Below are 26633 nucleotides of genomic sequence, written 5' to 3'. Positions count from 1 at the left end.
ATACTGCTGGGGGTCGGCCGGATCGGCCTGCGGCCGACCCGACCGGAGGGTGTGGTTCAGTGCGCCGCTGCGCTCGCCGGCAACGAGGCCGTGGCGCGGGCGAGTTCGGTCGCGATATCGGCGACGGCGGGCAGCTCCTGCGCTTCCCGCGCCGCCTCGGCCTGGGCGATCAGTTCGCCCATGGCGGCGGCCGTGGCGTCCCACGAGGTCTTCGCGAGGATGGCGGCCAGGGCGAAGCGATGCTCGTCCCGTTCCGATTCGGACCGCGCGAGGATCTCGTCGCAGGCCTGCACGAAGCCTTCGGCATCGGCACGGATCGGCACCACGTGACCGTAGGGCTCGACGACATCGCGGATGGCCGTGCTCACCGAGGGCTTGCCGCAGGCCATGTACTCGAGCGTCTTGGTCGGGCTGATGAAGCGGGTGGACTCGTTCAGCGCGAACGGCAACAGGCACACGTCCCAGCCGTTGATGAACGCGGGCAGGTCGTCGTAGCCCTGCTGGCCCAGCCAGTGGATGTTGGGCAGGCGCGGGCAGGCGGCGGGATCGATCTTTACCACCGGGCCGACCATGACGATCTGCCAGTCGGGACGCCGCTGCGCGATGCCGGCGATCAACTGCAGGTCGATGCGCTCGTCGATGACGCCGCAGTAGCCCAGCCGCGGCCGCGCCAGCGACTGCTGGGAGGGGTGGTCGGCCGCGCCGTTACGGAAGTGCTGCGCGTCCACGCTGCTCGGAAAGCAGTGCACGTTGGGATGCCGGTCCTTCTTCGCGTTGTAGAGGCTGCGCCCGCCGGTGAACACCACGTCGGCGGCCGCGAACAGCGCGCGCTCCTGCGCCAGCAGTTCCGGCGGCGCGCCGCGGAACAGCGAAAGTTCGTCCATGCAGTCGTAGATGATGCCCTCGGGCGCCAGCGTGTCCGCCATCGGCACCGCCATGGGCGTGTAGAACCAGAGCCAGTAGTCGTCCAGGCCGCGCTCGGCGATGCAGCGCGCCAGCAGGTGCTGCAGCACGTGCTTGTGCGCGGGATGGAAGCCGTGCTGCGGACCGCGCAGGTGCGGGCGCCAGACTTCGACGCCGGGCGCGGCGGCTATGCGCTCGATGCGGTCCTCCTCGGCGCCGGGAATCGGCTCCTCGATGAACACCACCGGCCACTGCTGGGCCAATCGGGAAAGGATGTGTTGGGGCCGTTGATAGACGAAGTTCCAGCGCAGGTGGGAGAAGACGACGAGTGCTTTCATGCGGGCCATTCTCTGCAAGCGAGACGCTGCCGTGCGCGTCAAAGCGAGCAAATGGTTCGCGTCCTACGCACAAGGGCGCGCGTCTCTGGCGATCCATATGCGCGCGACGTGCGTTGCTTGCACGACTCCGGCACTGTGCTGCATAGGCAGGCACCGCGTGAAGGCGTCGGACGGTTCCCGCATCGGTGATGCAGGCGCGTGCTGAGCTTGCCCGCGTTCGTTCGGGATGCCAGCATGCAGGCCCCTCTTGCCATAGGACCGGATGAGTCACGACAACGCAACGCAAACGGAACTGGTGGTGCTTCGCGCCGGTGAACTGCAACTGGTGCTTGCGCCCGGCATCGGCGGCTCGATCGCCGCCTTCACGCGCCGCTGGCGCGAAGGGCGCAACGCGCGCGAGCTGCACTGGCTGCGCCCCGCCACCGCCACCGGACTCGCCAACGCGAACCCGCTCGACATGGGCAGCTTTCCCCTGCTGCCGTTCTGCAATCGCATCCGCCATGGACGCGCCGAATTCGAGGGCCGCAACATCCGCGTGCCGCCCAACCATCCCGCGCAGGACGCGCCGCATCCACTGCATGGCGTCGCGTGGCTGCTGCCGTGGCAGGTGGAGTCCGCGGAGGCGGCGCAAGCCCTGTTGACGTTCGCGTTCGAGGCCGACACGGCCTGGCCCTGGCGCTTTTCTGCGCGCCAGCAGTTCGTGCTGCAGGAGCGGGTGCTGAAGGTGACGATGAGCGTCACCAACGAAGACCGCGCCGCGATGCCGCTGGGCATCGGCCACCATCCTTACTTCCCGCACCATCCGGGCACTCGCCTCGCGAGTCCGTGCGAGGCGATGTGGACCGCGGATGAGGAGGTGATGCCGCTGCGGCTGGAGCGCAGCCCGGCGGTGGACGCGTTGAATCGCGGCGTCGAGCTCGCCACGCTGGACCTGGACAACAACTTCACCGGCTGGCAGCGCTCCGCGCGCATCGAGTGGCCGGCCGACGTCCACGGCCCGGCGCGCGCCCTCACGCTGGAAGCCGAGCCGCCGCTGGACTACTTCGTGCTGTACTGCCCGCGCGGCTACGACTATTTCTGCGCCGAACCGGTCAGCCAGTGCACCGACTGGCTGAACCTGTTGCCGCAGTACGGGCGCGGTCCCCTGGGCGGCGCGCGGCTGGCTCCGGGCGAGACGCTGACGGCCCGCTTCACGCTGCGCCCGGAGTGGGCGTGAGGTGATCCGCACCGGCCTGGTCCTCGACCGCGACTTCGTCGTCGGCCCGCTGGACCGGCGCGTGTTCGGCGTCTTCGTCGAACACCTCGGGCGCTGCGTGTACACCGGCATCTACGAGCCCGGCCACCCGAGCGCGGACGAGGACGGCTTCCGCGGCGACGTGCTGGCGCTCACGCGCGAGCTGGGCGCCAGCATCGTGCGCTATCCCGGCGGCAACTTCCTCTCCGGCTACGACTGGGAGGACGGCGTCGGCCCGCGCGAGCAGCGGCCCACGCGACTGGACCTGGCCTGGCATTCCACCGAGACCAACGCGTTCGGCACCAACGAGTTCATCGCCTGGTGCCGTGCCGCCGGCGTCGAGCCCATGCTCGCCGTGAACCTCGGCACGCGCGGCGCCGATGCGGCCCGCCGCCTCGTCGAATACTGCAACCATCCGGGCGGCACGACGCTGTCCGAACTGCGCCGCCAGCACGGCCAGCCGAAGCCGCACGGCGTGCGTGCCTGGTGCCTGGGCAACGAGATGGATGCGCCCTGGCAGATCGGCCAGAAGGACGCCGGCGAGTACGGCCGGCTCGCGCGCGACACCGCGCGCCTGATGCGCCGGGTGTCCCCGGACCTGCAGCTCACGGCCTGCGGATCGTCCAACCGCGAGCTGCCCACCTTCGGCCGCTGGGAGTACGAGGTGCTCCAGGAGTGCTTCGACGAAGTCGATCTCCTTTCCGTGCACGCGTACTTCGAGAACCCGCACGGCGACACCTGGGAGTTCCTGGGCAACATCGACCGCATGGACCTCCACATCAAGGAGGTCGCGGCCATTGCCGACGCGGTGGCGGCGCGCCGCCACTCGCACAAGCGCATGAAGCTGGCCGTCGACGAATGGAACATCTGGTACAAGGCGCGCGCCGGCGAGCATGCGTACCAGCCGGACTGGCCGCGTGCGCCGCGCCTGATCGAGGAGGTCTACAACTTCGAGGACGCGCTGGCTGCGGGCGGCGCCCTGTGCGTGCTGATGAACAACGCCGACCGCGTGCAGGTGGCCTGCCTCGCGCAACTGGTGAACGCCATCGGCGCGATCCGGACCGAGCCCGGCGGGCCGGCCTGGCGACAGACCATCTTCCATCCGTTCGCGCTGGCGGCGCGGCACGCGCGTGGCGTGGTGTTGCGCACGGCCATCCAGTCGCCCGCGCGCAGCGGTCGCATGCATCCCGAGATGCCTTACCTGGTGGCGAGCGCTACCCACGACGAGGCGAGCGGGCGGACGGCGATCTTCGCGCTCAATCGCCACCTCGCCGAGCCGCAGGAGCTCACCGTGCAACTGCGCGGCTTCGGGCCGCTCTGCGAACTGGTCGAGGCGCAGGAGCTGTTCCACACCGACATGCAGGCCGCCAACACGCGCGATGCGCCCGACACCGTGGCGCCCCGCCCCCAGCGCGAGGCTCGCGTGGCCGAGGGCCAGTTGCGCGTGCGCCTGCAGCCTGGATCCTGGAACGTGTTCGTGCTGCAGCACCGGGGCCGCCCCGCGCCCTGAAGGCTGGCGAGCCTTTCAATCCAACAACCGGACGCAGAGGGCGCAGAGGTTTCGCAGAGGACGCAAAAGGTTCAAGGAAGACTTCAAAGGTTTTCTTCTGCGCCTTCTGCGCAACTTTTGCGTCCTCTGCGTCCGGTTGTTGGTTGTTCGTTGTTGGTTGTCCATAGCACCCCGCTAGCGGCGGCTCGCGCGTGCACGCGTTCCGGGCCCGCGCTCCGGTGAAACCCTAGGGTTGCGAATGCCCCCACCCCCAAACAAGAGGGGGGCTCCAGGAGGCTTGTCTTTCAAGAATGCGTCCCGTGCATCCCGCATCGGTGACCTGCGTCGCCGGCATTCCAAATCCAATCACCTCGAGGAGAAAGAGTGAACCGATCCCATTCCGCGCCGCAGGCGCGTGCACCGCGCGGAGGCGCCGCCCTCACCGCCGTCGCCACGGGCGTGCTGCTGGCCTGCTTCGGCAATGCCCGTGCCTTCGAGATCGACACCGGCAACCCGGACCTGGCGGTGCGCTGGGACAACACGGTCCGCTACAACTTCGCCGTCCGCACCGAGAGCCGGGACAGCAAGATCGGGAACTCGGTGCTCGCCGACGAGGGCGACTACAGCTTCGACAAGGGCGACGCCGTGGCCAAGCGCCTGGACCTGCTCTCCGAGCTCGACGTGGTGTGGCGCAAGCAGCATGGCTTCCGCCTGAGCGCCGCCGGCTGGTTCGACGATGCCTACGGCGGCAGCAGCAAGAGCAACCCCAACGCGCCGCTCAACGCGATTCCCAGCTACGTGAACCACGAGTACAGCCCGTTGGTGAAGCGCCTGTACCACGGCCCGTCCGGCGAAATCCTGGACGCGTTCGCGTTCACCGGCTTCGACGTCGGCAACGTGCCGGTGCAGCTCAAGGCCGGCCGCCACTCCCTCTACTGGGGTGAGTCGCTGTTCCTCGGCGGCCACATGCACTCGATCGCGTACGCGCAGAACTCGCTGGACCTGCAGAAGGGCTTCGCCACGCCGGGCGTGGAGGCGAAGGAGCTGTTCCGGCCGCTGAACCAGGTCTCCGGCCAGGCCCAGCTCACCGACACGCTGTCCGTGGCCGGCCAGTACCTGCTGCAATGGGAATCGACGCGCTATCCGGAAGGCGGCACCTACCTCGGCCCGGTCGACTTCGTCTTCAATGGCCCGGACCGCCAGTTCCTGTCCGCCGGCGCCGGCTTCGCCTTGCGCGGCGACCCGTCCGAGCCCTCGCAGCACGGCGAGTTCGGCCTGTCCGCGCGCTGGAGCCCGAAGCCGCTGGACGGCGGCACGGTGGGCTTCTACTACCGCCGCTTCGCCGACAAGCTGCCGCAGGTGCTGCTCACGCGCATCGGCGCGGCCAATACCAGCCAGTACAACATGATCTATGCCGACGGCATCGACCTGTACGGCGTGAGCTTCGCGAAGAACATCGCGGGCCTCAGCTTCGGCTCGGAAATCTCCACCCGCCGCAACACGCCGCTGAACGCGCAGGTGCTGGGCGCGGCTCCGGGCCTGCCCGCCTCCGGCGACACCAAGGGTCCGCGCGGCGACACCTGGCACGCGCTGGCGAACGTCACCGGCACCTTCGCCAGGACGGCAGTGTTCGACGCCGCCGTGTGGGCGGCCGAACTGCAATGGTCCGAATGGTCCAAGGTCCGCAGCGGCGCCAACCTGTTCAACGCCGAGGGCTTCGCGCCCTGCAAGGGCAAGGACAAGTGGGACGGCTGCACGACGAAGGACTACGTCGGCACCAGCGTCATCTTCACGCCGACCTGGTACCAGGTGGTCCCCGGCGTGGACCTCTCCGCGCCCATCACTTACGCGGTGGGCCTGCACGGCAACTCCGCCGTCACCTTCGGCGGCAACCAGGGGCTGGGCAACTACAGCGTCGGCCTGTCGGCCGACGTGCAGCAGAAGTACCGCTTCGACCTCAAGTACATCGACTACGTCGGTCGCTACAAGGACAACGGCACCGCCGTCACGTCCACCAACGGCCTGACCACCTTCCTGAAGGACCGGGGCTTCGTCAGCCTCACCTTCAAGACCACGTTCTAACGGAGAACATCATGCAGTTTCCCCATCGCATCGCCCTGTCGGTGCTCGCAGCGATCGGCACGCTCGCTGCGCACGCCGCAGTCACCCCCGAGGAAGCCCAGGCCCTGGGCACCACCCTCACGCCCGTCGGCGCCGAGAAGGCCGGCAACAAGGACGGCAGCATCCCCGCCTACAGCGGCGGGCTGACCACGCCGCCCGCGGGCTTCAAGGCCGGAGACGGCCTGCGGCCCGACCCGTTCGCGGCGGACAAGCCCAGGCTGTCGGTCGACGCAAAGAACATGGCGCAGTTCGGCGACAAGCTCACCGAAGGCACGAAGGCGCTGATGCAGAAGTTCCCGAGCTTCCGCATCGACGTGTACCCCACCCACCGCAGCGTCGCCTTCCCGAAGTACGTCACCGACAACACCGGGAAGAACGCGACCCGCGCCAGGACGACCAACAACGGCCTGTCGATGGAAGGTGCCCATGCCGGCTTCCCGTTCCCGATCCCGAAGACGGGCAATGAAGCGATGTGGAACCACCTGGTGCGCTTCAATGGGCCGGCGTACGAGTCCAGGTACCGCAACCTCAACGTGGACGCGAACGGCCACGTCGCTCTCGCCACCGAAGGCCAGAGCGTGCAGGAGTATCCCTTCTGGGACAACGCGAAGGCGGATGCCGAGACGTACTGGCGCCTGAAGCTCACGTACACGGCGCCCGCGCGCCGCGCCGGCGAGGCCCTGCTGATCGTCGACCCGCTCGACATCGGCACCAAGGACCGCCACGCCTGGAGCTACCTGCCCGGCCAGCGCCGCGTGAAGGTCGCGCCCGACCTCTCGTTCGACACGCCCAACCCCGGCACGGCCGGCGCGACGACCTTCGACGACACCTTCATCTTCAACGGTTCCATGGACCGCTACGACTTCAAGCTCGCGGGCAAGAAGGAGATGTTCGTTCCCTACAACGACTACAAGGCGGTGTACGGCTCCCGGCAGGACGACCTGCTCAAGCCCAACCACCTGAACCCGGACCTCGTGCGCTGGGAACTGCACCGCGTGTGGGTCGTCGACGCGACGCTCAAGCAGGGCAAGCGCCATGTCTACAGCAAGCGCACCTTCTACCTGGACGAGGACTCCTGGGCGGCGATCGCGAGCGACGAGTACGACGCGCGCGGCCAGCTGTGGCGCACCGGCTTCGCCTACATGACGCCCAGCTACGACGTGCCGGCGCCCTACAGCGACATGTTCGGCCACTACGACCTCGTCTCGCGCGTGTACTCCGTGACCGGCTTCATTGCCGAAACCGGTGGCATGCGCCAGGTCAAGGCCCTGTCCGAGCGCGAGTGGACCGCCGACGCCCTGGCCGGCGCCGGCATCCGCTGACGCCACTGCACCCGGAGCTACCGCGATGAATGCGCGCCAGTTCCTCCTGGCCTTGGCCGCCGGCACTGCGCTGGCGGGCATGGCGGCCACGGGCGCGGTGCAGGGCTGGGTCGACGTGCTCGACTCGCCGGCCCTCGCCAGCCCGCTCGCGGCTCGCGGGCTCCTCAACGGGCTTGCCAGCGCCGGCGACCGCATCGTCGCGGTCGGCCAGCGCGGGCACATCCTGTGGTCCGACGATCGCGGCGCGAACTGGCAGCAGGCGCAGGTGCCGGTGAGCTCGGACCTGGTCGCCGTGGCCTTCCCCACGCCCACGCAGGGCTGGGCCGTCGGCCACGATGGCGTCATCCTGCACACGGCGGATGCGGGCAAGACCTGGGCGCGCCAGCGGGACGGCCGCCCCGACTCCGCCGACGTGCCGCTGCTGGACGTCTGGTTCCAGGACGAACATCACGGCTACGCGGTGGGCGCGTTCGGCACGCTGCTGGAGACGGGCGACGGCGGCACGCACTGGCAGTCGCTGCAGGCCGCCAGCGAGAACCCGAAGAAGCTGCACCTCTATTCGGTGCGTGGCATCGCAGGCCAGGTGTGGATCGCGGGCGAGCAGGGCACGCTGCTGAAGCTCGATCGCGCCGGCAGCCGTTTCGTGGCCGTGCCGCTGCCTTACCAGGGCACGCTGTTCGGCGTGACCGGCAACGAGCACGCCGTGATCGTGCACGGCTTGCGCGGCAACGTGCTGCGCAGCACGGACGGCGGCGCGAGCTGGCAGGCCGTCCCCACGAACCTGCAGGTCGGCATCACGGCCGCGACCGTGGACGCCCGCGGCCGCATCCTGCTGGCCAGCCAGGCCGGGCACCTGCTCGCCAGCAGCGACGCGGGCGCGACCTTCGCGCCCATTTCCCTCGAGCGACCCTTTCCCGCCGCCGCAGTGCTGGGCGTCGGCTCCGGTCGCGTGCTGGTCGCCGGCCCGCGCGGCGTGCAGGCGCAGCCGCTGCCCTGACGCCTCCCCTCCAGGAGAACTCCATGCATTCATCCGTTTCCACGGAGGACGTGTTGCCTGCGGGCGCCGCGGCCTTCGATCCCGCTTCCGGCTCGCGCCTGGAGCGGATGGTCTTCAACAACCGGCGCGTGGTTCTCGTGGTGTGCCTGGCGCTCACGATCGTGTTCGCCGTGCTCGCCGCCATGCGGCTGGGCCTGAACGCGAGCTTCGACAAGATGATCCCGCGCGGGCACCCCTACATCCAGAACTACCTGGAGAACCGGACCGAGCTGCGCGGCCTGGGCAATTCGCTGCGCATCGTGGTGGAGAACCCCAAGGGCACGATCTACGACGCGAGTTACCAGGAGGCGCTGAAGAAGATCCACGACGAGCTGTTCCTCACGCCCGGCGTGGACCGCGCGTGGATGAAGTCGCTGTGGGCGCCGGGCGTACGCTGGACCGAGGTGACCGAAGAGGGTTTCCGTGGCGGCCCGGTGATGCCGGACAACTTCGACGGTTCGCCCGCTTCGACCGCGCAGCTGCGCGCGAACATCGCGCGCGCCAACCTGGTCGGCAACCTCGTGGGCGAGGACTTCCGCTCCAGCATGATCGTGCTGCCGCTGCTGGACCAGGACCCGGTGGCGGGCCAGCGCCTGGACTACCGCGCGCTCTCGCATGCCCTCGAGCAGATCCGCGCGCGGTACGACGCCATGGGCGAGCAGGCGCCGGTGCGCCTGCATGTCACGGGCTTCGCCAAGCTGGTGGGCGACCTGATCGACGGCCTCGTGCAGGTGTCGCTGTACTTCGTGCTGGCCGCGCTGATCGCCGCCGGCATCATCTACGCGTACACCCACTGCGTGCGCAGCACGCTGCTGGTGATTGCGTGCTCGCTCGCCGCGGTGGTGTGGCAGCTCGGGCTGGTGGCCCTGTTCGGCTTCGAGCTGGACCCGTACTCGATCCTCGTGCCCTTCCTCGTGTTCGCCATCGGCGTGAGCCATGGTGCGCAGAAGATGAACGGCATCATGCAGGACATCGGGCGCGGCGCCGAGAAGCTGGTCGCCGCCCGCTTCACCTTCCGCCGGCTGTTCCTCGCGGGCCTCACCGCGCTGCTGGCCGATGCCGTGGGCTTCGGCGTGCTGATGGTGATCGACATCCCGGTGATCCGTGAACTCGCCCTTGCGGCTTCCATGGGCGTCGCCGTGCTGATCTTCACGAACCTGATCCTGCTGCCGGTGCTGCTGTCGTACGTGGGCGTGACCCCGAAGGCGGCGCAGCGCAGCCTGCAGACCGAGGACGGCGGCGCGCTGCACAAGCTGTTCGTCGTGATCGAGCAGTTCGTGCGTCCGCGCTGGGCCCTGTCCGCACTCGCCGTCGCCGGCGTGCTCACGGTCGTCGGCTACATCGCCAGCACGCACCTGAAGATCGGCGACCTCGACCCGGGCGCCCCCGAGCTGCGCGCCGACTCGCGCTACAACCGCGACAACGCGTACATCACGGCGCACTACAGCCTGTCGAGCGACACGTTCGCGGTGATCGTGAAGACGCCCAGGGAAGGGTGCCTGCAGTACGCAACGCTGGTCGAGGCGGACCGCCTCGCGTGGGACCTGCAGCAGGTGCCGGGCGTGCAGACCACCGTGGCCCTGACGAATGCGGTGCGCCAGATCACGGCGGGCAGCAACGAGGGCAGCCCCAAGTGGCTCACCATCGCGCGCAACCAGGACGTGCTGAACTACGGCGCGCAGCAGGCGAGCGTGAACAACCCCGACCTGTTCAACACCGACTGCTCGGTGATGCCGGTGATCGCGTACCTGTCCGACCACCGGGCCGAGACGCTGGACCGCGTCGTCGCCGTGGCCGACCAGTTCGCCAAGGCGCATTCCACGCAGGACCGCGCCTTCCTGCTGGCCGCCGGCAGCGCCGGCATCGAGGCCGCCACCAACATCGTGGTGCGCAAGGCCTGGGACGAGATGCTGCTGCTGGTGTACGGCGCGGTCACGCTGCTGTGCTTCATCACCTTCCGCAGCTGGAGAGCGGTCGTGGTCGCGGTCGTGCCGCTGGTGATCACGTCCGTGCTGTGCGAGGCGCTGATGGTGGCGCTGGGCATCGGCGTGAAGGTGGCTACGCTGCCGGTGATCGCCCTCGGCGTGGGCATCGGCGTGGACTACGCGCTGTACCTGCTGTCGGTGCAGCTCGCGCAGCAGCGCCTGGGCCTGTCGCTGGCCGCGGCCTACAAGCGCGCGCTGGAGTTCACGGGCCGCGTCGTGGTGCTGGTCGGTGTCACGCTCGCCGTCGGCGTGGTCACGTGGGCCTTCTCGCCCATCAAGTTCCAGGCGGACATGGGCATCCTGCTCGCCTTCATGTTCCTGTGGAACATGATAGGGGCGGTGGTGCTGATCCCGGCGCTGTCCTGGGTGCTGCTGCGCAAGCCGGTGCCCGCGGAAGAGGGGGCGCTGCCAGCCGCAGCGACGCCGGCGGTGTGAGGCATCCGCGGCAACAGGGGGCCCGAGAGGAGCTCGGTGAGGTGCGCGCTGCGGAGGCCGGTGGCCGTCGCGGCAGGCGGCGTGCGGTGCAGGCCCGCTGGGCATCGGTCGGCGGCTGCGCGCGCCGACTCCCCTGGAAGCCGGTCCGGGCGGCGTCGCGCGGCACAACTCGCAGAGAGTTTGCCTGCGCGCAGTCAAACTCTCTGCTCAAACAAGTGCCGCGGTAGCATGAAACGTACGCGCGGCTCGATACGCTGCGCTCTCGTAGCCGCGCTCCGCCGCCCGGACCGGCTTCCAGGCGATGCGCCTGATGCGGGCCTGCACCGCACGCCGCCTGCCGCGACGATGGACAGTGTGGCCCCTGCGGGGAAGAAGACGGGCCGCCGCGACGGGGCCTCGTAGGCTGGCGGTGAGCACCGCGAACCCCAGCGATCCAGCGTAGCGCAGCGAGCTGGGGTTCGCCTGCGGCTCACCACCAGCCTACGCTTCCGTTCCGGGGATGGATCGCGCGCGGACTGATCGAGATCAATCGCCCCGTCCGCCCAGGGTCGGCCAATCCGTTCACGTGCCTAAGATCGCGCATGGACTCCGCTTTGCCGCTCCCCGGCCTGGAGACGCGCGAAGCGGAAGAGCGCCTCGCGCGTTTCGGGCCCAACGAAATCGAGGCCGCCGAAGGATCAGGCTGGCTGCGCACGCTGCGTGGCGTGGCGGCCGAACCGATGTTCGTGCTGCTCGTCGCGGCCGCCGTCGTGTACCTGGCGATCGGCGACATCGGGGAGGGCATCCTGCTCGCGGCCTTCGCGGGAGTCACCGTCGGATTGGTCGTCTACCAGGAACGGCGCAGCGAGAAAGCGCTGGACGCGCTGCGCGCACTCGCGGCGCCGCATGCGCGCGTGATTCGCGACGGCCGCGTCCAACGCATTGCGGCGCGCGACCTCGTCCCCGGCGACCTCGTCGTCATCGGGGAAGGAGAGCGTGTCGCCGCGGACGCGGTCGTGCGGGAGAGCACGCAGCTCTCCGTCGACGAGTCGCTGCTGACGGGCGAATCCGTGCCCGTGCGCAAGGTCGCCGCCGCCGGCGCGCTCGACACGGCGTCGGCGCTTCCAGGGGGAGAGGACCTGCCCTTCGTCTTCGCCGGCACGCTCGTGGTCGGCGGTCACGGCACCGCGGAGGTGTTCGCAACGGGGTCCCGCACGCGTACGGGCGCCATCGGTGGCTCGCTCGCCTCCATCGCAGCGTCGCCCACACCCTTGCAGCTGCACCTCAAGCGGCTCGTGGCCTGGCTGGGCTTCGGCGCGATCGCACTCAGCGGCCTGCTGGTGGTCTGGTACGGGCTCGCACGCGGCAGCTGGCTGCAGGGCTTGCTGTCGGGCATCGCCGCCGCGATGTCGATGCTGCCGGAGGAATTCCCGATGGCCTTGTCCGTCTTCCTGGCGCTCGGTGCCTGGCGGCTCGCGCGCGTGAAGGTGCTCGCGCGCCGGCCCGCCGTCATCGAGGCACTCGGCGGCGCGACGATGTTGTGCGTGGACAAGACCGGGACACTGACCGAGAACCGGATGAGGCTGCGCCGCCTGGTCACGCCGGTCGCGGACGTCGATCTCGGTCGCGACGAGCCCTTGCCCGAAGAGGTGCACAGCCTCCTCGAGTACGCCATGCTCGCCTCGCGCCGCGAAGGCGTCGAGCCGATGGACCGCGCGATCCTCGCCAGCGGCGACGCCGCGCTCGCGCGCACCGAACACCTCCATCCGGGATGGCTGCTGCAGGAGGAATATCCGCTCACGCAGCAGCTGCTCGCCATGTCGCATGCGTGGGAGGGCGAAGACGGCGTGCGCCGCGTGGCCGCGAAGGGCGCTCCCGAAGCGGTGATCGAGCTGTGCCACCTCGACCCGGCGCGTGCCGAAGCGGCGACTCGGCAGGCCGAGGCCCTTGCATCGCAGGGCTTTCGCGTGCTCGGCGTGGCCCGTGCGCTAGCACCGGCCGGCGAGGCGCCGGCGAACCAGCACGGCTACGCGTTCGAGTGGCTGGGTCTCGCGGCGTTCCAGGACCCCTTGCGGGCAGACGTCCCCGATGCGGTGGCGCAGGCGCACTCCGCGGGCATCGGCGTGGCGATGATCACGGGGGACCACGTGCAGACGGCGCTGGCGATCGCCCGGCAGGCAGGCATGGTCACCACGGCCGGCGCTCTGACCGGCGAGCAGCTCTCGGCGCTGGACGACGTGCAGCTGCGGCAGGCGCTGCGCACGGTGCGTGTGTTCGCGCGCATCATGCCGGAGCAGAAGTTGCGGCTGGTGCAGGAGTTCCGCAATAACGGCGAAGTGGTCGCGATGACGGGAGACGGCGTCAACGATGCGCCCGCGCTGAAGGCCGCGCACATCGGCATCGCCATGGGCGTGCGCGGAACCGACGTCGCGCGCGAGGCCGCCGCGATCGTGTTGCTGGACGAGGACTTCGGCCACATCGTGCAGGGCGTGCGCATGGGCCGCCGCATCTTCGACAACCTGCGCAAGGTCATGACCTACATCACGGCCATCCACGTGCCGATCGCGGGCGTGACGCTGCTGCCCGTGCTCGCTGGCCTGCCGCCGCTCATGCTGCCGGCGCACGTGGTGCTGACCGAGATGATCATCGACCCGGTGTGTTCGCTCGCGTTCGAGGGCGCGCCCGAGGAGCGCGGCATCATGCAGCGGCCGCCGCGCCGCTCCGACGATGCGCTGGTCGGCTGGGCCATGCTGCGGCGAGGCGCCGTGCAGGGCGTGCTCCTGCTGGCGGCGTGCCTGGCCACCTACTGGATCGCGCTGCGATCTTCCAGCGTCGACTCGGCGCGGGGACAGGCCATCATCGCGCTCACGGTGGGCAACCTGGGACTGGTGTGGCTCAACGCCAGCCTGGGCGTCGGCTGGCGGTCGGTCTTCGGTGCGGGCTACACCGCGTTCTGGGCCGTCGCCGCCGGCGCGACGGCAGCGCTCGTGGCCGGATTCACGATCCCCGGCCTGCGCCGCTTGCTCCACTTCGCCCTGCCGACGTCCGGCGAGCTGGCCTTCTCGCTCGGGATGGGCGCTGCCGGCGTGCTGGCTGCCGCCTTGCTGCTTGGCTTCCTGCTGCGCCTCGAGCAGTTCAGGTCGCGGCCGGGCAGTTGACGCCGGACTGCAATCCGCGCTCCGTGCCGCCACGAAAAAACGGGGCGCCATCGGCCCCCGTCGCAGGGAATGCGTGCCGCTCGCGCGGGCGCCGTCACTCCGGCTTGATGTGGCCGGCCTTCACGACCTTGCCCCAGCGGGCCTCTTCCGCCTTGGCGAACGCAGCGAACTGCTCCGGCGTGCCGCCGCCGATTTCGTTGCCCTGTTCCAGCATCTGCTTGCGGATGGTGGGATCGGCCAGCGCCTTGTTGCAGGTCTCGTTCAGCAGCTTGACGATCGCGGGCGGCAGGTGGGCCGGGCCGACCAGGCCTTGCCAGTTCTGCACTTCGAAGCCCGGCACGCCGGCTTCCTGCATCGTCGGGATGTCGGGGAACAGCGGCGAACGCACCTTGCTGGTGATGGCCAGGCCGCGCAGCTTGCTCGAGCGCAGGTTGGGCGCCGCGGAGTACATCTGCTCGAACATCATGTCCACCTGGCCGCCCAGCAGGTCCACGGTGGCGAGCGAACCGCCCTTGTAGGGCACGTGCGTCATGTCGATGCCGGCGATCTGCTTGAACAGTTCGCCCGAGAGATGGTGCGAGCCGCCCAGCCCGCCGGACGCGAACGTCAGCTTGCCCGGGTTGGCCTTGGCGAAGGTGATGATGTCCTTGACCGACTTGAACTTCGAGTCAGGGCGCACCATCAGCACCAGCGGGCCCTTCTCGATCAGGCAGATCGGCGTCAGGTCCTTCTGCGGGTCGAACGAGAGCTTCTCGAACATGCTGGGGTTCACCGCCAGCGGCGCGAAGTTGCCCATGCCGATGGTGTAGCCGTCCGGCTTGGCCTGCGCGACCATGGCCGTACCGATGTTGCCGCCGGCGCCCGCCTTGTTGTCGACCAGCACCGGCTGGCCCAGGGCTTCCGAGATGAACTTGCCGATCTGGCGCGAACGCAGGTCGGCGTTGCCGCCCGGCGCGTAGGGGCAGATCAGCGTGATCGGCTTGGACGGGTACTTGTCCTCGGCCCAGCTCGCGGCGGGGATCACGAGGCCTGCGGCCGTGGCCTGCAGGAAATGGCGGCGCTGCATGGATGTCTCCTGTTGGTGCAGCCCGCTACCCTAAGCGCGAAAACTGTCGAATCGCTGTCACCACCCGCGCAGTCCGCAGGCGACTGACGGACGGCGCCGTCCGTGGGTCCGGGTCACTCCGGCTTGAAGCCGATGGCCTGTAGCACGCCGCCGACGCGGTCGTAGTCCGTCTTCAGGCCCTTCACCATGTCGTCGGTCGTGCGCGGCAGTCCCGCGTCGAACCCGGTGTCGATCAGGCGCGCGCGGACCGCGGGATCGGCCAGCACCTTGAGCGTCGCTTCGCGCACGCGCGCCTGCACGGGCGCGGGCACGTCGGGCGTGGACCACAGTCCCAGCCAGGCCAGCGCATCGAGCTGGGGGTAACCGAGCTCGTGGAAGGTCGGCACGTCGGGCAGTTGCGGCATGCGCTTGGGCGAGCTCACGGCGTAGGCCTTGATCTTGCCGCCCTTGATCATGGGCAGCGAGGTGGCGAGGCCGTCGAACATCAGCGGCACGTGGTTCCCCATCACGTCGGTGAGCGCCTGCGTCGAGCCCTTGTAGCCCACGTGCACGAGCTGCGTGCCCGCGGCCTGGTTCAACTGCAGGCCCAGCACGTGCGACAGCGTGCCGGGGCTGTACGAAGCGACGTTCATGCCGGGGTGCGCCTTGGCGTACATCACCAGTTCCTTCAGGTCCTTCGCGGGCACGGAGGGATTGGCCACCAGCACGAGGCCGCCGCGCGCCAGTTCGGCCAGCGGGCGGATCTCCTTGGACATGTCCCACTGCAGCTTGACGATGTGCGGGATCTCGCTCACCAGCGCGTTCACGCCGACCAGCAGGGTGTGGCCGTCGCGCGGCGAGTGCAGCAGGTCACCCACCGCGATCGCGCCCGCGGCGCCCGGCTTGTCGTCGACGATCACCGGCTGGCCCAGCTCCTTGGCGAGCGGGTCCGCGATGATGCGCGCGGCCAGGTCGGCGCTGCCGCCGGCTGGGCCGGCGACGACCAGGCGAATCGTGTGGGTCGGCCATGCCTGCGCCAGGGCGAAACCGGGGGCGAGCGCCAGCAGCGCGGTGGACAGCAGGCGGCGGCGCGAGAGGGAAGAAGTGTTCATGGCGAACCTCCGTGGTGATTGTGGATCTCAGGACAGCCAGTGCAACAGGGCCATGGCCAGGGTGGCGAGGAACAGCGTTTCGCCCACCATCAGGAGGACCGGCTTGATGCCGACGGTCGCGACTTCCTTCAGGTGGCTCTTCATGCCGATGCCCGCGATCGAGCCGACCAGCAGCCAGCGCGAAACGTCGTTGCCCGCGGACTGCACCGCGTGCGGCACCCAGCCGGTGCTGTTGATGGCGACCAGCACCGCGAAGGCGACGGCGAACCAGGGCAGCAGCGGCGGGCGCTCGCCGCCCTCGACCGCGCCCAGGCGGCGCGTGAGCAGCGAGGCGAACAGGATGACGGGCAGCAGCATGGCCACGCGCATCAGCTTCACCAGCGTGGCGATGTCGCCCGCTTCCGGCGAGATGCTGTAGCCGGCGCCGACCACCTGGGCGACGTCGTGGATGGTGGCGCCCAGGAACTTGCCCGCCGTCGGCGGCGCGAAGCCCAGGGCCTGCGTGACCATCGGGTACAGCACCATGGCCACGGTGGACAGCGCGGAGACGACGATCACGGTGAACAGCGTCGCGCGGTCCTTCTGCGGATGCGCGGGCAGGGCGGCGGACAGGGCGAGCGCGGCGGAGGCGCCGCAGATCGCGGTGGCGCCGCCGCTGAGCAAGCCAAACAGGAGATTGAAGCCCATCAGCTTCGCCGCAGCCATAGCCGCGGCGATGGTCACGATCACGCAGGTGAGCACCAGCACGACCGGGCCCCAGCCCAGGTTGGCGACCTGGCCCACCGTGATGCGCAGTCCGAGCAGCGCGATGCCGATGCGCAGCACCTGCTTCGCGGTGAATTCGATGCCGGCGCGGCAGGGCCCGTCCGCCGACAGGAAGTTCATGGACATGCCGAGCAGCAGCGCGAACAGCATGACCGGCGCGCGGTAGTGCTCCGACAGGAAGCCCGCCGCGGCGCCGACGACGGCGCAGGCCAGCATGCCGGGCAGCAGGCTGCGCGCGCGCGCCGAGGACTGCGAGAAGTGGACGGCGAGTTCCATGTCAGGCGCTCGGCAACCGGTGCTCCCGGAACTGCTCGCGCAGCTTGTTCTTCTGCATCTTTCCGGTCGCGCCGAGCGGAATCGCGTCGACGAACACCACGTCGTCCGGCGTCCACCACCTGGCGATCTTGCCCTCGTAGAACGCGATCAAATCGCTGCGCGTGAGTTCGGCGCCCGGCTTCTTCACCACCACCAGCAGCGGCCGCTCGTCCCACTTGGGGTGGTGCGCGGCGATGCACGCCGCCATCGCCACCGACGGGTGCGCCATCGCGATGTTCTCGAGGTCGATCGAGCCGATCCACTCGCCGCCGGACTTGATCACGTCCTTGCTGCGGTCGGTGATCTGCATGAAACCGTCCGCGTCGATGGTTGCCACGTCGCCCGTGGGGAACCAGCCGTTCACCAGCGGGTCGCCGCCTTCGCCGCGGAAGTACTCGCGGATCACCCACGGGCCGCGCACCAGCAGCTCGCCCGACTGCTTGCCGTCGTGCGGCAGCTCGCGGCCTTCGTCGTCCACGATCTTCATGTCGATGCCGAAGACGGCGCGGCCCTGCTTCGCCTGGATGGCCAGGCGCTGCCCGGGCGGCAGCCCGAGCTGGTGCGCCTTGAGGGTGCAGACGGTGCCGAGCGGGCTCAGCTCCGTCATGCCCCAGGCGTGCAGCACCTGCACGTCGTAGCGGTCCTGGAACGCCTGCACCATGGCGGGCGGGCAGGCCGAGCCGCCGATGATCGTGCGGCGCATCGTGCGGAAGCGCAGGTTGTTCGCCTCCACGTGCGCGAGCAGTCCCTGCCACACGGTGGGCACGCCGGCGGAGACGGTGACGCCTTCGGCCTCGAACAGGTCGTGCAGGCTCTTGCCGTCCAGGAACGGGCCGGGGAACACCAGCTTGGCGCCCACCATGCACGCCGCATAGGGCAGGCCCCAGGCGTTGACGTGGAACATGGGAACCACCGGCAGGATCACGTCGCGCGCCGACCAGTTCAGCGCATCGGGCAGCGCGCTGGCGAAGGTGTGCAGCAGCGTCGAGCGGTGGCTGTAGAGCGCGCCCTTGGGATGGCCGGTGGTGCCCGAGGTGTAGCAAAGGGAGCTGGCGGTGTTCTCGTCGAATACCGGCCACTCGAAGCGGTCCGACTCGGCCTCCAGCAGGTCCTCGTAGCACAGCAGGTTGGGCACGGCGCTGCTCGCGGGCATGCGCGAGCGGTCGGTCATCGCGATGAAGGCCTTGATGGTCTTCGTGCGGCCGGCGATCGCCTCGACCAGGGGCAGGAAGCTCAGGTCGAAGAACAGCACTTCGTCTTCCGCATGGTCGGCGATCCAGACCACCTGGTCCGGATGCAGGCGCGGGTTGAGCGTGTGCAGCACGGCGCCCGAGCCGGACGCCGCGTAGTACAGCTCCATGTGGCGGTAGCCGTTCCAGGCCAGCGTGCCCACGCGCTGGCCGAAGCGCACGCCCAGCCTCTCGAGCGCGTTCGCCATGCGGCGCGCGCGGGCCGCCAAGTGCTTGTAGGTGGTGCGGTGCAGGTCGCCCTCGACGCGGCGCGAGACGACCTCCTGCTCGCCGTGGTGGCGTTCCGCGTGCGTGAGCAGGGATGAGATCAGCAGCGGCTGCTGCATCATGGAACCGAGCATTTGAGTTTCCTCCGGGGTCAGTGAGGGTCGGAGGCGCGGGCGGCGTCCGACTCGTAGGTGCGGGCCGCGCGCACGAAGGCGATGGCGGCGAAGATGGAGAACAGCGGCGTGACCGCCAGCGCGAGGGTGAGCCCGAACGCGTCGGACAGCAGGCCGGCCACCAGCGGGCCGGCGGCCAGGCCGAACAGGTTCTGGAACAGTGCGAGCACCGAAGAGCCGGTGGCGCGCACGCCGGGATGGATCACGTCGATCACGACGGCGGACACCGGACCGACGGTGCAGGTCACGACGAAGCTGCCGGCCGCGATCAGGCCGAACTGCGTCTGCGGCGACAGCGCGAAGCCCAATGCCGGGGCCGCGAAGGGCACGGACAGGACCACCATCGAGAGCAGGCACAGGCCCGCCATCGTCAGCAGCTTGTTGCGCGGGCGGCGGTTGCCGGCGCGGTCCACCAGCGCGCCCCAAGCCACGCTGCCGACCGCGCCGCACAGCACGACCAGCGCGGCGCGCACGCCGGCCTGGTCGGCGGGGATGCCGTGCACGCGGTTCAGGAAGCTGGGCAACCAGGACCAGAGCGCCGAGACCACCACCAGTTGCGCCGCGGCGCCCAGGCACACGTACATCATCGTGGTCGGGCGGGTGAGCGCGCGCCAGACGTGCCGGGTGACGCCGCCGACGCTGCGCGTGGCCCGGTCCAGCGCCGGCGTCAGCGCCACGGTGCGGTAGTCGCGCACCCGCAGGTACAGCAGGGCGAGCACCAGGCCAGGCACGCCGACCAGGCCGAAGGCGGACTTCCAGCCCCAGCGCGCGGCGATCAGGCCGCCCAGCATCACGCCGACGACGGAGCCGATCGATGCGGAGGCGAAGAAGCCGGCCATCAGCGCACCGCGCAGGCGCGCCGGGAAGTGGCTCGCGATCAGCGCGGCGCCCACCGAGCCGTAGCCCGCTTCGCCGAGACCCACCGCGCCGCGAGCGGCCAGCAAGCCCTGGTAGCTGCGCGTGAACATGCAGGAGATGGTGGCCATGCTCCACACGAGCGCCATCGCGACGATGCTGCGCACGCGGCTCGCCCGGTCGGCAAACAGCGCGATGGGCAGGGCACCGAGCGCCACCGTGACGGACACGATGGACACGAGCCCGCCCAGTTGCGTGTCGCTCAGGCCCCATTCGGCCTTCATGTGCGGGAACAGCGAGACGATGACCTGGCGGTCGACGTAGTCCATGACCATCAGTCCCAGCGTCATCGCGTAGGCGAACCAGGCGGCGCCGGGGCCGAACAGGTAGCTGTCTTGCGGAACGGGACGCGCCTGGTCCGCGGTGAGTTCGATGCTCATGGCTCGCCTTCGCCGGTTCAGGGAACGAGCACGGTCGCGCCGGTCGTGCTGCGCGACTCGAGGGCGGCGTGCGCCTGCGCCGCTTCGGACAGCGGGTAGGTGCGGCTCGGCTCGCTGCGGATCTTGCCGGCCTGGACGAGGCCGAACAGCTCGTCCGCCATCGCGAGCATCCTGGGGCGCGGGGTGGCGTAGTGGATCATCGCCGGTCGCGTCATCCAGATGGAGCCCTTCACGGCCAGAAGCGTCGTGTCGATCACGACCGGGCCGGAGCTCGTGCCGTTGCTCACGAAGTGGCCGCGCACGGCCAGGCTGTCCAGGGACGCCATCAGCGTGTCCTTGCCCACCGAGTCGTAGACCACCGGCACGCCTTGGCCGTCGGTGAGCTCGCGCACGCGCTTGGCGATGTCCTCGCGCGAGGTCACGATCACTTCGGCGCAGCCGGCGGCCCGGGCGATCTCCGCCTTCTCGTCCGTGCTGACCGTGCCAATCATGCGCACGCCGAGCGCCTTGGCCCACTGGCAGGCGATCAGGCCGACACCGCCCGCGGCGGCGTGGTACAGGATGGTTTCGCCGCCCTTGAGCGGATAGACCTGGCGGAACAGGTACTGCGCCGTCATGCCCTTCATCATCAGCGTGGACGCCGTCGCGTCGCTCACGCCGTCGGGCAGCGGGATCAGCACTTCGGCGGGCATCACGCGCACGTCCGAGTACGCACCCTGCGGGCCCAGCAGGTAGCCGACGCGGTCACCGGGCTTGACCTCGGTGACGCCGGGCCCCACCGCCTCCACCACGCCCACCGCGTCCGAGCCCAGCCCGTTCGGCAGGGCCAGCGGATAACGGCCGGTGCGGAAGTAGATGTCGATGAAGTTGACTGCGATGTAGGTGTGGCGCACGCGCGCCTGGCCGGGACCCGGCTCGCCGGCCTCGACCTGTTCGAGGCGCAGGACCTCGGGTCCGCCGGTCTGGTGGAAATGGATGGCACGTGCCATGGCGGTTCTCCTGGAAAAGGGAAGGGGCGGCTCAGGCGCGGACGGTGGCCGCCTGCGCGAGCTGCTCGATGAAGGCGTGTGCCAGGGGCCACGGGCCGTAGCCCGAGGCGGGATTCAGGTGGCCGGCCTCGCCGATGTCGACGACCTTGCTGCCCCAGTCGTAGGCCAGCGCGCACACCCGCACGAAGCCGCCCAACGGGTCGTTGCGGCTCACCGCGACGATGCTCGGGAAGGGCAGGGGCTGGCGCGGCACGGGCAGCCAGCCGCCGAGAGTCAGCGCCTCGATGGCCGGATAGCCTTCCGGCATCGGTTTCTCGAAGTCCGGCGGCGTGGCGAGCAGCGCGCCGAGCACGGGGCGCTTCGTCTGCTGCGCCCAGTGCGCCACCATGATGCAGCCGCCGCTGTGCGCGACGAGGATCAGCGGACCCTCGATGCGCTGCGCGGCGGCTTCGATCGCATCAACTCGCGCGCGGCAGTCCAGGTCTTCGCGGCCCATGGGCGCCACGCTCGCCACGCGCGGCAGCTGCGCCGCGAGCAGCGTCTGCCAGTGCTGGGGCACGTGGTCCCGCAGGCCGGGGACGATCAGGACGGTAGCGCTCGCAGCCATGCTCAGGCCGCCTTGCGCAGGAAGCCTTGCTGGCGACCCTTGGGGTTGGGCGCGAAGCCGTTGGCGGCCAGCGACTCTTCCACCGTCTCGTAGAACACGCCGACCTTGCAGATCTTGCGCGCTTCCTTGCCGGTGGCGATCTCGCGGCCGAACTCGCGCGAGATGCGCACCAGCTGCTCGATCTGCTTGACCGTGGACATCTTCGCGGTGCGCGACTGGTTCCAGAGGTTGTCCTCGATGCCGCAGCGCACGTGCAGGCCCATCGCGATGCCCATCATGTTGATCGGCAGCACGTTGCGCATGCTGCTTTCCACCGTGAGCATGGTGCCGTCCGGGATGGCGCGCAGGAAGTTGGCCAGGCTGTAGATGGTCGGCTGATCCATGCCGCCGCCGATGGCGACCCAGTTGCACACCAGCGGGCCCTTGTAGACGCCGCGGCGCATCAGGCGCTCGACCGTCTCGAAGCTGTTGATGTTGTAGAACTGGAAGGCGCTCTGGATGCCGGCCTTCGTCAGGCGGCGCACGTGCTCTTCGAAGAAGCTCGGTGTGGAGGGCACGACCATGTTGGAGTAGGCGCGGAAGTTCTCCGCCTCCGCCATCGACGTGCCGGCGATGTCCTCGGACTCCATCTGCTCGGTGACGTTCATCTGCGAGGTGTTCACCGTCACGGTCACCTGGTCCGGCTTCGGGTCGAGCTCGGCCAGCATGTGGCGCGTGTCGTCGGACAGCCACTTGGCCGCCGCGCCGTCGTTCTCGGGCGCGAAGGAGATCGAGCCGCCCACCTGGATGATCATGTCCGGCACGGCCTTGCGCACGCCCGCGATCAGCTCGTTGAACTTGGACAGCTTCTTGGAGCCCTTGCCGTCCAGCTCGCGCACGTGCAGGTGCAGCACGGTGGCGCCGGCGTTGTAGCAGTCGACCGCCTTCTGGATCTGGGCGTCCATGGTGACGGGGATGTCCTCGGGGAAGTCCGAGGGAATCCACTCGGGGCCGTAGGGCGCCGCGGTGATGACCAGCTTGTCCTGGTTTTCGGGGAAGAGGGAGCCGTCGAGGAAGTTCATGGTGGGGGTCCTGGGTCGGTATGGAATTCAGAACGGGAGATCGCCGACGATCCCGGCGCGCTCCATCTTTCGGTGGCAGGGCGGGTAGTCCATGACGGCGTAGTGCTGCGTGGACCGGTTGTCCCACATGGCCATCGAGTTCGGCTGCCAGCGGAAGCGCACCTGGTACTCGGGGATGAATGCCTGCGAGATCAGATAGCGCAGCAGGTCCGACCCGCCATGCGAGTAGTCCTGGCCATAGCGCACGTTGGCCGCGGTGTGGAAGTTGGTGAAGTGCGTCGTGAAGGCGTTGACGAACAGGATCTTTTCGCCGGTCTCGGGATGCGTGCGCACCACCGGGTGCTCGGCGTCCGGGAACTGCGCGTGCAGGGCCAGGCGCTTCTCGACCGGCATCGCGGCGCCGAAGCTGGCCTCGATGCTGTGCCGCGCGCGCAGCCCGGCGATCTGGTCCTTCACCTGCTGGGGCAGCTTCTCGTAGGCCAGCGCCATGTTCGCCCACATCGTGTCGCCGCCCACGGGCGGGCATTCGACGCAGCGCAGCACGCAACCGAAGGGCGGCTGCTCGCGCCAAGTGGCGTCGGTGTGCCAAGCGTTCTCGTAGCGGTCGTTGGGCGAGTCGGGCGACTTGTAGATGCGCACGAGCCCCGGATGCTCCGGATCGCTGCCGGCGACCGGGTGGTCTTCCAGCTCGCCGAAGTGGCGGGCGAAGGCGACGTGTTCGGCGCGGGTGATGTCCTGGTCGCGGAAGAACAGGACCTTGTGCTTGAGCAGTAGTGCCCGGATCTCGGCGACGAGGCCAGGGTCGCGCGAGGCGACGCCCAGGTTCACGTTGGAGAGTTCCGCGCCGATGGCGCAGGTGAGGGGTGCGACCCGGATGGAACGGGACAAGTAGCTGGGGGCCAGCGGGGCGGCAGCCGCGGCGCGGCCTGTCTCCTGGGTGAGCATCTCGGCTTCTCCTTGAAGGAATGCCGAAGGGTAGGCAGGCCGTGCCTTGCAGCACCCCCCATTGCAGAGGGGGGGTGCGCGGATCAAGGGATCAGCCGGCGGCGGCGTCGGCCAGCAGGCCGAGGATGCGGGCGCGCGAGACGACCTGCTTGCGCGTGCCCGCGTCCAGCTTGGCGAACAGGTTCTTCATGTGCCACTTGATCGTCTCCTCGCCCACCTGCATGGCGAGGCCGATCTCCTTGTTGGACAGGTTGCGCCCCAGCAGTTCCAGCACCTCGCGCTCCTTCGGCGTGAGCGCCATGCTGGGAGGAGCGCGCAGGCTGGCCGGCCGCAAGGTGCGCGCCGCCTCGGCCGGCTTGGGCGGTTCGGCCGCGGGCCGCGCCGCGCCGGCCTGCGACGCCCGCAGCCAATCTGCGAGCGCCGGGTGCGCATCGGCGAACACCCGGCGCAGGCCGGCGGCCTCCGCCAGGCCGACGGCCTCGCGCAGCAGGTCCTGCGACTTCTCGCCGCAGCGGTCCAGCACCCAGGCGCGCAGGGCCAGCGCCTCGATACGCACGCGGCCCTGGCGCGTGCGCAGGGCCAGCGCCTCGACTTCCGCCAGCGGCTGCACCGCGGCGCGCCAGTCCTGCGCGGCGATGGCGGTGTAGGCCTGCGCGAGCAGGCGCATGCCGTTCACGCTGCGCAGCCACAGCGGGCCGCGCGGCGTCTCGGGCAACGCCATCAGCGCGTCGATCTGGCGGCACAGCTCGCGGCAGGTCTCGGTCCGGTAGCGGCGCGCATGCAGCCGCACCTGGTCGGTGAGGCTGGCGATGCGCAGGCGGGGCAGCTTGCGGGCCATGCCCACGGCGTCCATCGCGCCCAGCAGCTCCAGGGCGCGGTGCTCGGTCTGCTGGGTGGCGGCGGCGATGCGGGCGATGGTGCGGAACCCGAGCAGCACGCTCTCGGGGAGTGCGCTGCGTTCCAGCACGTCCAGGCGATACGCGAGCAGGGCCGCGGCTTCCTCGGGCTGGTCGCGCTCCCACACCGCGGCGGCGAGCAAGGCCGCGAGCGAGGAGGCGAAGGAGCTGCGCCGGCCCAGGTCGGCCTCCGCCTCGGCGAGTGCGGGCCGCAGCAACTGCTCGGCCAGCAGCACCTGGCCTTCCCAGAGGTAGGTGAGGGCGATGATGAAGTCGCCCCAGCGCGAGAGGTAGGGCGGCGCGTCGCGGTTGCCGCGCGGCGCCTGCTGTTGCCGCAGCCGCGCCAGTGCCGGCTCGCCATCGAGGAGCGCGCGATACGCCGTGCGGTTGGCGTGGATCAGCAGCAGCAGCGGGTTGTCCAGCGGCGGCGCCTCGGCCCAGGGGTCGTGCAGCAGCGCGAAGCGGTCCGGGTCGTCCGCGAACACCGCGGCGCCGCCCAGGATCAGCGCGCACTCGCAGCGCAGCGAATCGTCCACGGCCGGTTGCGACAGGATGCGCTCGACCCACTGCTGCGCCTCGTCGTTGCGTTCGCTCAGCGCCAGCGACCAGGCGGCTGCGAGCATCAGGCGCGGGCGCCGGTCGATTTCCTCGGCCGGCAGCCGCTGCAGCCAGTCGAGCACGCTGCCCTGGCGGCCGCGCGTCATCAGGCCCTCGTACAGGCTGCGTTCGGCCAGCTCGTAGGCTTTCTGCTGCTGGCCCGATGCGAGCGCGTGGCGCGCCGCGGCTTCGAGCAGTCCGTGCTCCGCCAGCCAGTCCGAGGCGCGCCCGTGCAGCGCCTGCTGCTCCGCCGGGGGCAAGGTGGCGACGCGCTCGCGCAACGCTTCGGCGGCCAGCGAGTGCAGGCGCAGCCACTCGGACTGTTCCGAGGCGACGAACACCGGCGTGTCGCGCAGCAGCCGGCGCAGGTGTTCTGGCGCGTCGCCCTCCGGCACGATGGCGCTGCACAGGTCCGGGTGCAGCGGGTCGGCCACCGAGATGCGCGTGAGGAAGTCGAGGTCCGTGGGCGCGAGGTTGCCGAGCAGGTAGTCGAGCAGTTGGGACCGCAGGCCGGCGCCATGCAGCGCCATGTGCGGCAGTTCCGTGCGGCCGCCGGTGGTCGCCCCCACCGACAGCGCGAGCTGCAATCCGAGTGGCCAGCCTTCGGCGAGTTCGTGCAGGCGCGCCGCGGCGTCGCGATCGAAGGCATCGCCGAAACGGTTGCGCGCGAGTTGCAGCGTCTCGTCCAGCGTGAAGCGCAGTTGCGCCGTGCCCACCAGCACGCAGCCGCCGTAGGCGACCAGGTCGTCCACGCCCAGCTCGCAATCGGTGCGCGCGGCGACGATGCAGCGCAGGTTGGGCGGGGCGTTGTGCAGCAGGTAGGCGAGCGCGTGCCGGGTGTCCGTCGGCAGGCGATCGGCCTCGTCCACCACCAGCACCAGGTTGAGCGCGCTCTGCGCCACTTCAGCGAGCCAGGCGGTCACGCCTTCCAGCCCGGCCGGGCCGCCGGCCTGCAGCAGCGCATGGCCGAAGGTGGGCCGCCCGGCGCCCACGCGCACCGCGAGGGCCAGCGCCTGCACGAACCGGGCGGGATCGTCCTGCGGCTGCGCCAGCAGCCACGCCACCGCCGCGCCGTGCGCGAGGTGCTCGCGCCGCCATTGCGCCAGCAACAGAGTCTTGCCGAAGCCCGCCGGCGCCTGCACCAGCAGCACCGGATGCTCGCGCGCCGCCGCGGGCCCGCCGGCCAGCGTGGAGCGCACGAGCGCGCCGCGGGGCACGCGCGGCGGCGTGACCTTCAGCAGCAGGTCGTTTGTGGGCGGGTGGGGGCTGGCGGACACCGAGGTTCCAGGAACAGCACAGATGGTAATGTGCGCCCCCCGGCGCGAACAGGGAATGGCGGGGGCCTTCCCGTTACCCTGAACGGCTCCGGTTCCCTG

Annotated in this window: 18 protein-coding genes; 7 read left to right on the top strand and 11 right to left on the bottom strand. The window is 70.0% G+C overall.

Annotated elements, in window-relative coordinates:
- Positions 1-56: 56 nt before the first annotated feature.
- Positions 57-1241: a glycosyltransferase family 1 protein gene (locus tag JJB11_RS02520; RefSeq protein ID WP_201166322.1), complete on the bottom strand. Its 1185-nt coding sequence runs from the start codon at positions 1239-1241 to the stop codon at positions 57-59.
- 262 nt (positions 1242-1503) lie between these two features.
- On the opposite strand from JJB11_RS02520, the gene JJB11_RS02515 reads away from it, so the two are divergent.
- From JJB11_RS02515 to JJB11_RS02485, 7 genes are all read left to right on the top strand, one after another.
- On the top strand, positions 1504-2457 hold the full coding sequence (locus JJB11_RS02515; RefSeq protein WP_201166321.1) for an aldose 1-epimerase: 954 nt from the start codon (positions 1504-1506) through the stop codon (positions 2455-2457).
- Between the two features lies 1 nt (position 2458).
- Positions 2459-3985, top strand: a complete 1527-nt coding sequence (gene arfA / locus JJB11_RS02510) for an arabinosylfuranosidase ArfA (protein ID WP_201166320.1) — start codon at positions 2459-2461, stop codon at positions 3983-3985.
- Between the two features lie 363 nt (positions 3986-4348).
- Positions 4349-6046 (top strand): DUF1302 family protein, encoded by a 1698-nt coding sequence (locus JJB11_RS02505; protein WP_201166319.1) that lies wholly within the window; start codon positions 4349-4351, stop codon positions 6044-6046.
- An 11-nt stretch (positions 6047-6057) separates the two neighbouring features.
- Entirely contained in the window at positions 6058-7407 is a 1350-nt protein-coding gene (locus tag JJB11_RS02500; RefSeq protein ID WP_201166318.1) for a DUF1329 domain-containing protein, read from the top strand.
- 25 nt (positions 7408-7432) lie between these two features.
- Positions 7433-8404, top strand: coding sequence for a WD40/YVTN/BNR-like repeat-containing protein (locus tag JJB11_RS02495; protein ID WP_201166317.1), 972 nt, complete (start codon positions 7433-7435; stop codon positions 8402-8404).
- 23 nt (positions 8405-8427) lie between these two features.
- Entirely contained in the window at positions 8428-10863 is a 2436-nt protein-coding gene (locus tag JJB11_RS02490; RefSeq protein WP_201166316.1) for an efflux RND transporter permease subunit, read from the top strand.
- A gap of 581 nt (positions 10864-11444) precedes the next feature.
- Positions 11445-14000: a cation-translocating P-type ATPase gene (locus JJB11_RS02485; protein ID WP_201166315.1), complete on the top strand. Its 2556-nt coding sequence runs from the start codon at positions 11445-11447 to the stop codon at positions 13998-14000.
- A 94-nt stretch (positions 14001-14094) separates the two neighbouring features.
- On the opposite strand, the gene JJB11_RS02480 is transcribed toward JJB11_RS02485, so the two are convergent.
- The 10 genes from JJB11_RS02480 to JJB11_RS02435 form a co-directional block, all read right to left on the bottom strand.
- Entirely contained in the window at positions 14095-15066 is a 972-nt protein-coding gene (locus JJB11_RS02480; RefSeq protein ID WP_201166314.1) for a Bug family tripartite tricarboxylate transporter substrate binding protein, read from the bottom strand.
- 113 nt (positions 15067-15179) lie between these two features.
- Positions 15180-16157: a Bug family tripartite tricarboxylate transporter substrate binding protein gene (locus JJB11_RS02475; RefSeq protein WP_201166313.1), complete on the bottom strand. Its 978-nt coding sequence runs from the start codon at positions 16155-16157 to the stop codon at positions 15180-15182.
- 27 nt (positions 16158-16184) lie between these two features.
- Entirely contained in the window at positions 16185-17198 is a 1014-nt protein-coding gene (locus JJB11_RS02470; protein ID WP_201166312.1) for a YeiH family protein, read from the bottom strand.
- Position 17199: 1 nt separating this feature from the next.
- On the bottom strand, positions 17200-18828 hold the full coding sequence (locus JJB11_RS02465; RefSeq protein ID WP_201166311.1) for a 3-(methylthio)propionyl-CoA ligase: 1629 nt from the start codon (positions 18826-18828) through the stop codon (positions 17200-17202).
- A gap of 17 nt (positions 18829-18845) precedes the next feature.
- Entirely contained in the window at positions 18846-20162 is a 1317-nt protein-coding gene (locus JJB11_RS02460) for an MFS transporter (RefSeq protein ID WP_201166310.1), read from the bottom strand.
- 17 nt (positions 20163-20179) lie between these two features.
- Positions 20180-21151, bottom strand: coding sequence for a quinone oxidoreductase family protein (locus JJB11_RS02455; RefSeq protein WP_201166309.1), 972 nt, complete (start codon positions 21149-21151; stop codon positions 20180-20182).
- 31 nt (positions 21152-21182) lie between these two features.
- Positions 21183-21758 (bottom strand): RBBP9/YdeN family alpha/beta hydrolase, encoded by a 576-nt coding sequence (locus JJB11_RS02450; RefSeq protein ID WP_201166308.1) that lies wholly within the window; start codon positions 21756-21758, stop codon positions 21183-21185.
- A 2-nt stretch (positions 21759-21760) separates the two neighbouring features.
- Positions 21761-22819, bottom strand: a complete 1059-nt coding sequence (locus JJB11_RS02445; RefSeq protein WP_201166307.1) for a beta-keto acid cleavage family enzyme — start codon at positions 22817-22819, stop codon at positions 21761-21763.
- Between the two features lie 27 nt (positions 22820-22846).
- A complete protein-coding gene (locus JJB11_RS02440; RefSeq protein ID WP_201167012.1) occupies positions 22847-23695 on the bottom strand; it encodes a TauD/TfdA family dioxygenase in 849 nt (282 codons plus the stop codon).
- A gap of 160 nt (positions 23696-23855) precedes the next feature.
- Positions 23856-26534 (bottom strand): winged helix-turn-helix domain-containing protein, encoded by a 2679-nt coding sequence (locus tag JJB11_RS02435; RefSeq protein ID WP_201166306.1) that lies wholly within the window; start codon positions 26532-26534, stop codon positions 23856-23858.
- Positions 26535-26633 lie beyond the last annotated feature (99 nt).

This window comes from Ramlibacter ginsenosidimutans (genome assembly GCF_016654015.1).
GTDB classification, from domain to species: Bacteria; Pseudomonadota; Gammaproteobacteria; order Burkholderiales; family Burkholderiaceae_C; genus Ramlibacter; species Ramlibacter ginsenosidimutans.
The sequence above is the reverse complement of the archived record's forward strand: the minus strand, read 5'-3'. Positions and strand labels throughout refer to the sequence as shown.

Coding starts and splice junctions, on each gene's coding strand:
- JJB11_RS02520 (WP_201166322.1), bottom strand. CDS start 1,241: ATGAAAGCACTCGTCGTCTTCTCCCACCTGCGCTGGAACTTCGTCTAT.
- JJB11_RS02460 (WP_201166310.1), bottom strand. CDS start 20,162: ATGAGCATCGAACTCACCGCGGACCAGGCGCGTCCCGTTCCGCAAGAC.
- JJB11_RS02500 (WP_201166318.1), top strand. CDS start 6,058: ATGCAGTTTCCCCATCGCATCGCCCTGTCGGTGCTCGCAGCGATCGGC.
- JJB11_RS02445 (WP_201166307.1), bottom strand. CDS start 22,819: ATGAACTTCCTCGACGGCTCCCTCTTCCCCGAAAACCAGGACAAGCTG.
- JJB11_RS02495 (WP_201166317.1), top strand. CDS start 7,433: ATGAATGCGCGCCAGTTCCTCCTGGCCTTGGCCGCCGGCACTGCGCTG.
- JJB11_RS02485 (WP_201166315.1), top strand. CDS start 11,445: ATGGACTCCGCTTTGCCGCTCCCCGGCCTGGAGACGCGCGAAGCGGAA.
- JJB11_RS02470 (WP_201166312.1), bottom strand. CDS start 17,198: ATGGAACTCGCCGTCCACTTCTCGCAGTCCTCGGCGCGCGCGCGCAGC.
- JJB11_RS02475 (WP_201166313.1), bottom strand. CDS start 16,157: ATGAACACTTCTTCCCTCTCGCGCCGCCGCCTGCTGTCCACCGCGCTG.
- JJB11_RS02465 (WP_201166311.1), bottom strand. CDS start 18,828: ATGCTCGGTTCCATGATGCAGCAGCCGCTGCTGATCTCATCCCTGCTC.
- JJB11_RS02490 (WP_201166316.1), top strand. CDS start 8,428: ATGCATTCATCCGTTTCCACGGAGGACGTGTTGCCTGCGGGCGCCGCG.
- JJB11_RS02455 (WP_201166309.1), bottom strand. CDS start 21,151: ATGGCACGTGCCATCCATTTCCACCAGACCGGCGGACCCGAGGTCCTG.
- JJB11_RS02515 (WP_201166321.1), top strand. CDS start 1,504: ATGAGTCACGACAACGCAACGCAAACGGAACTGGTGGTGCTTCGCGCC.
- JJB11_RS02450 (WP_201166308.1), bottom strand. CDS start 21,758: ATGGCTGCGAGCGCTACCGTCCTGATCGTCCCCGGCCTGCGGGACCAC.
- JJB11_RS02480 (WP_201166314.1), bottom strand. CDS start 15,066: ATGCAGCGCCGCCATTTCCTGCAGGCCACGGCCGCAGGCCTCGTGATC.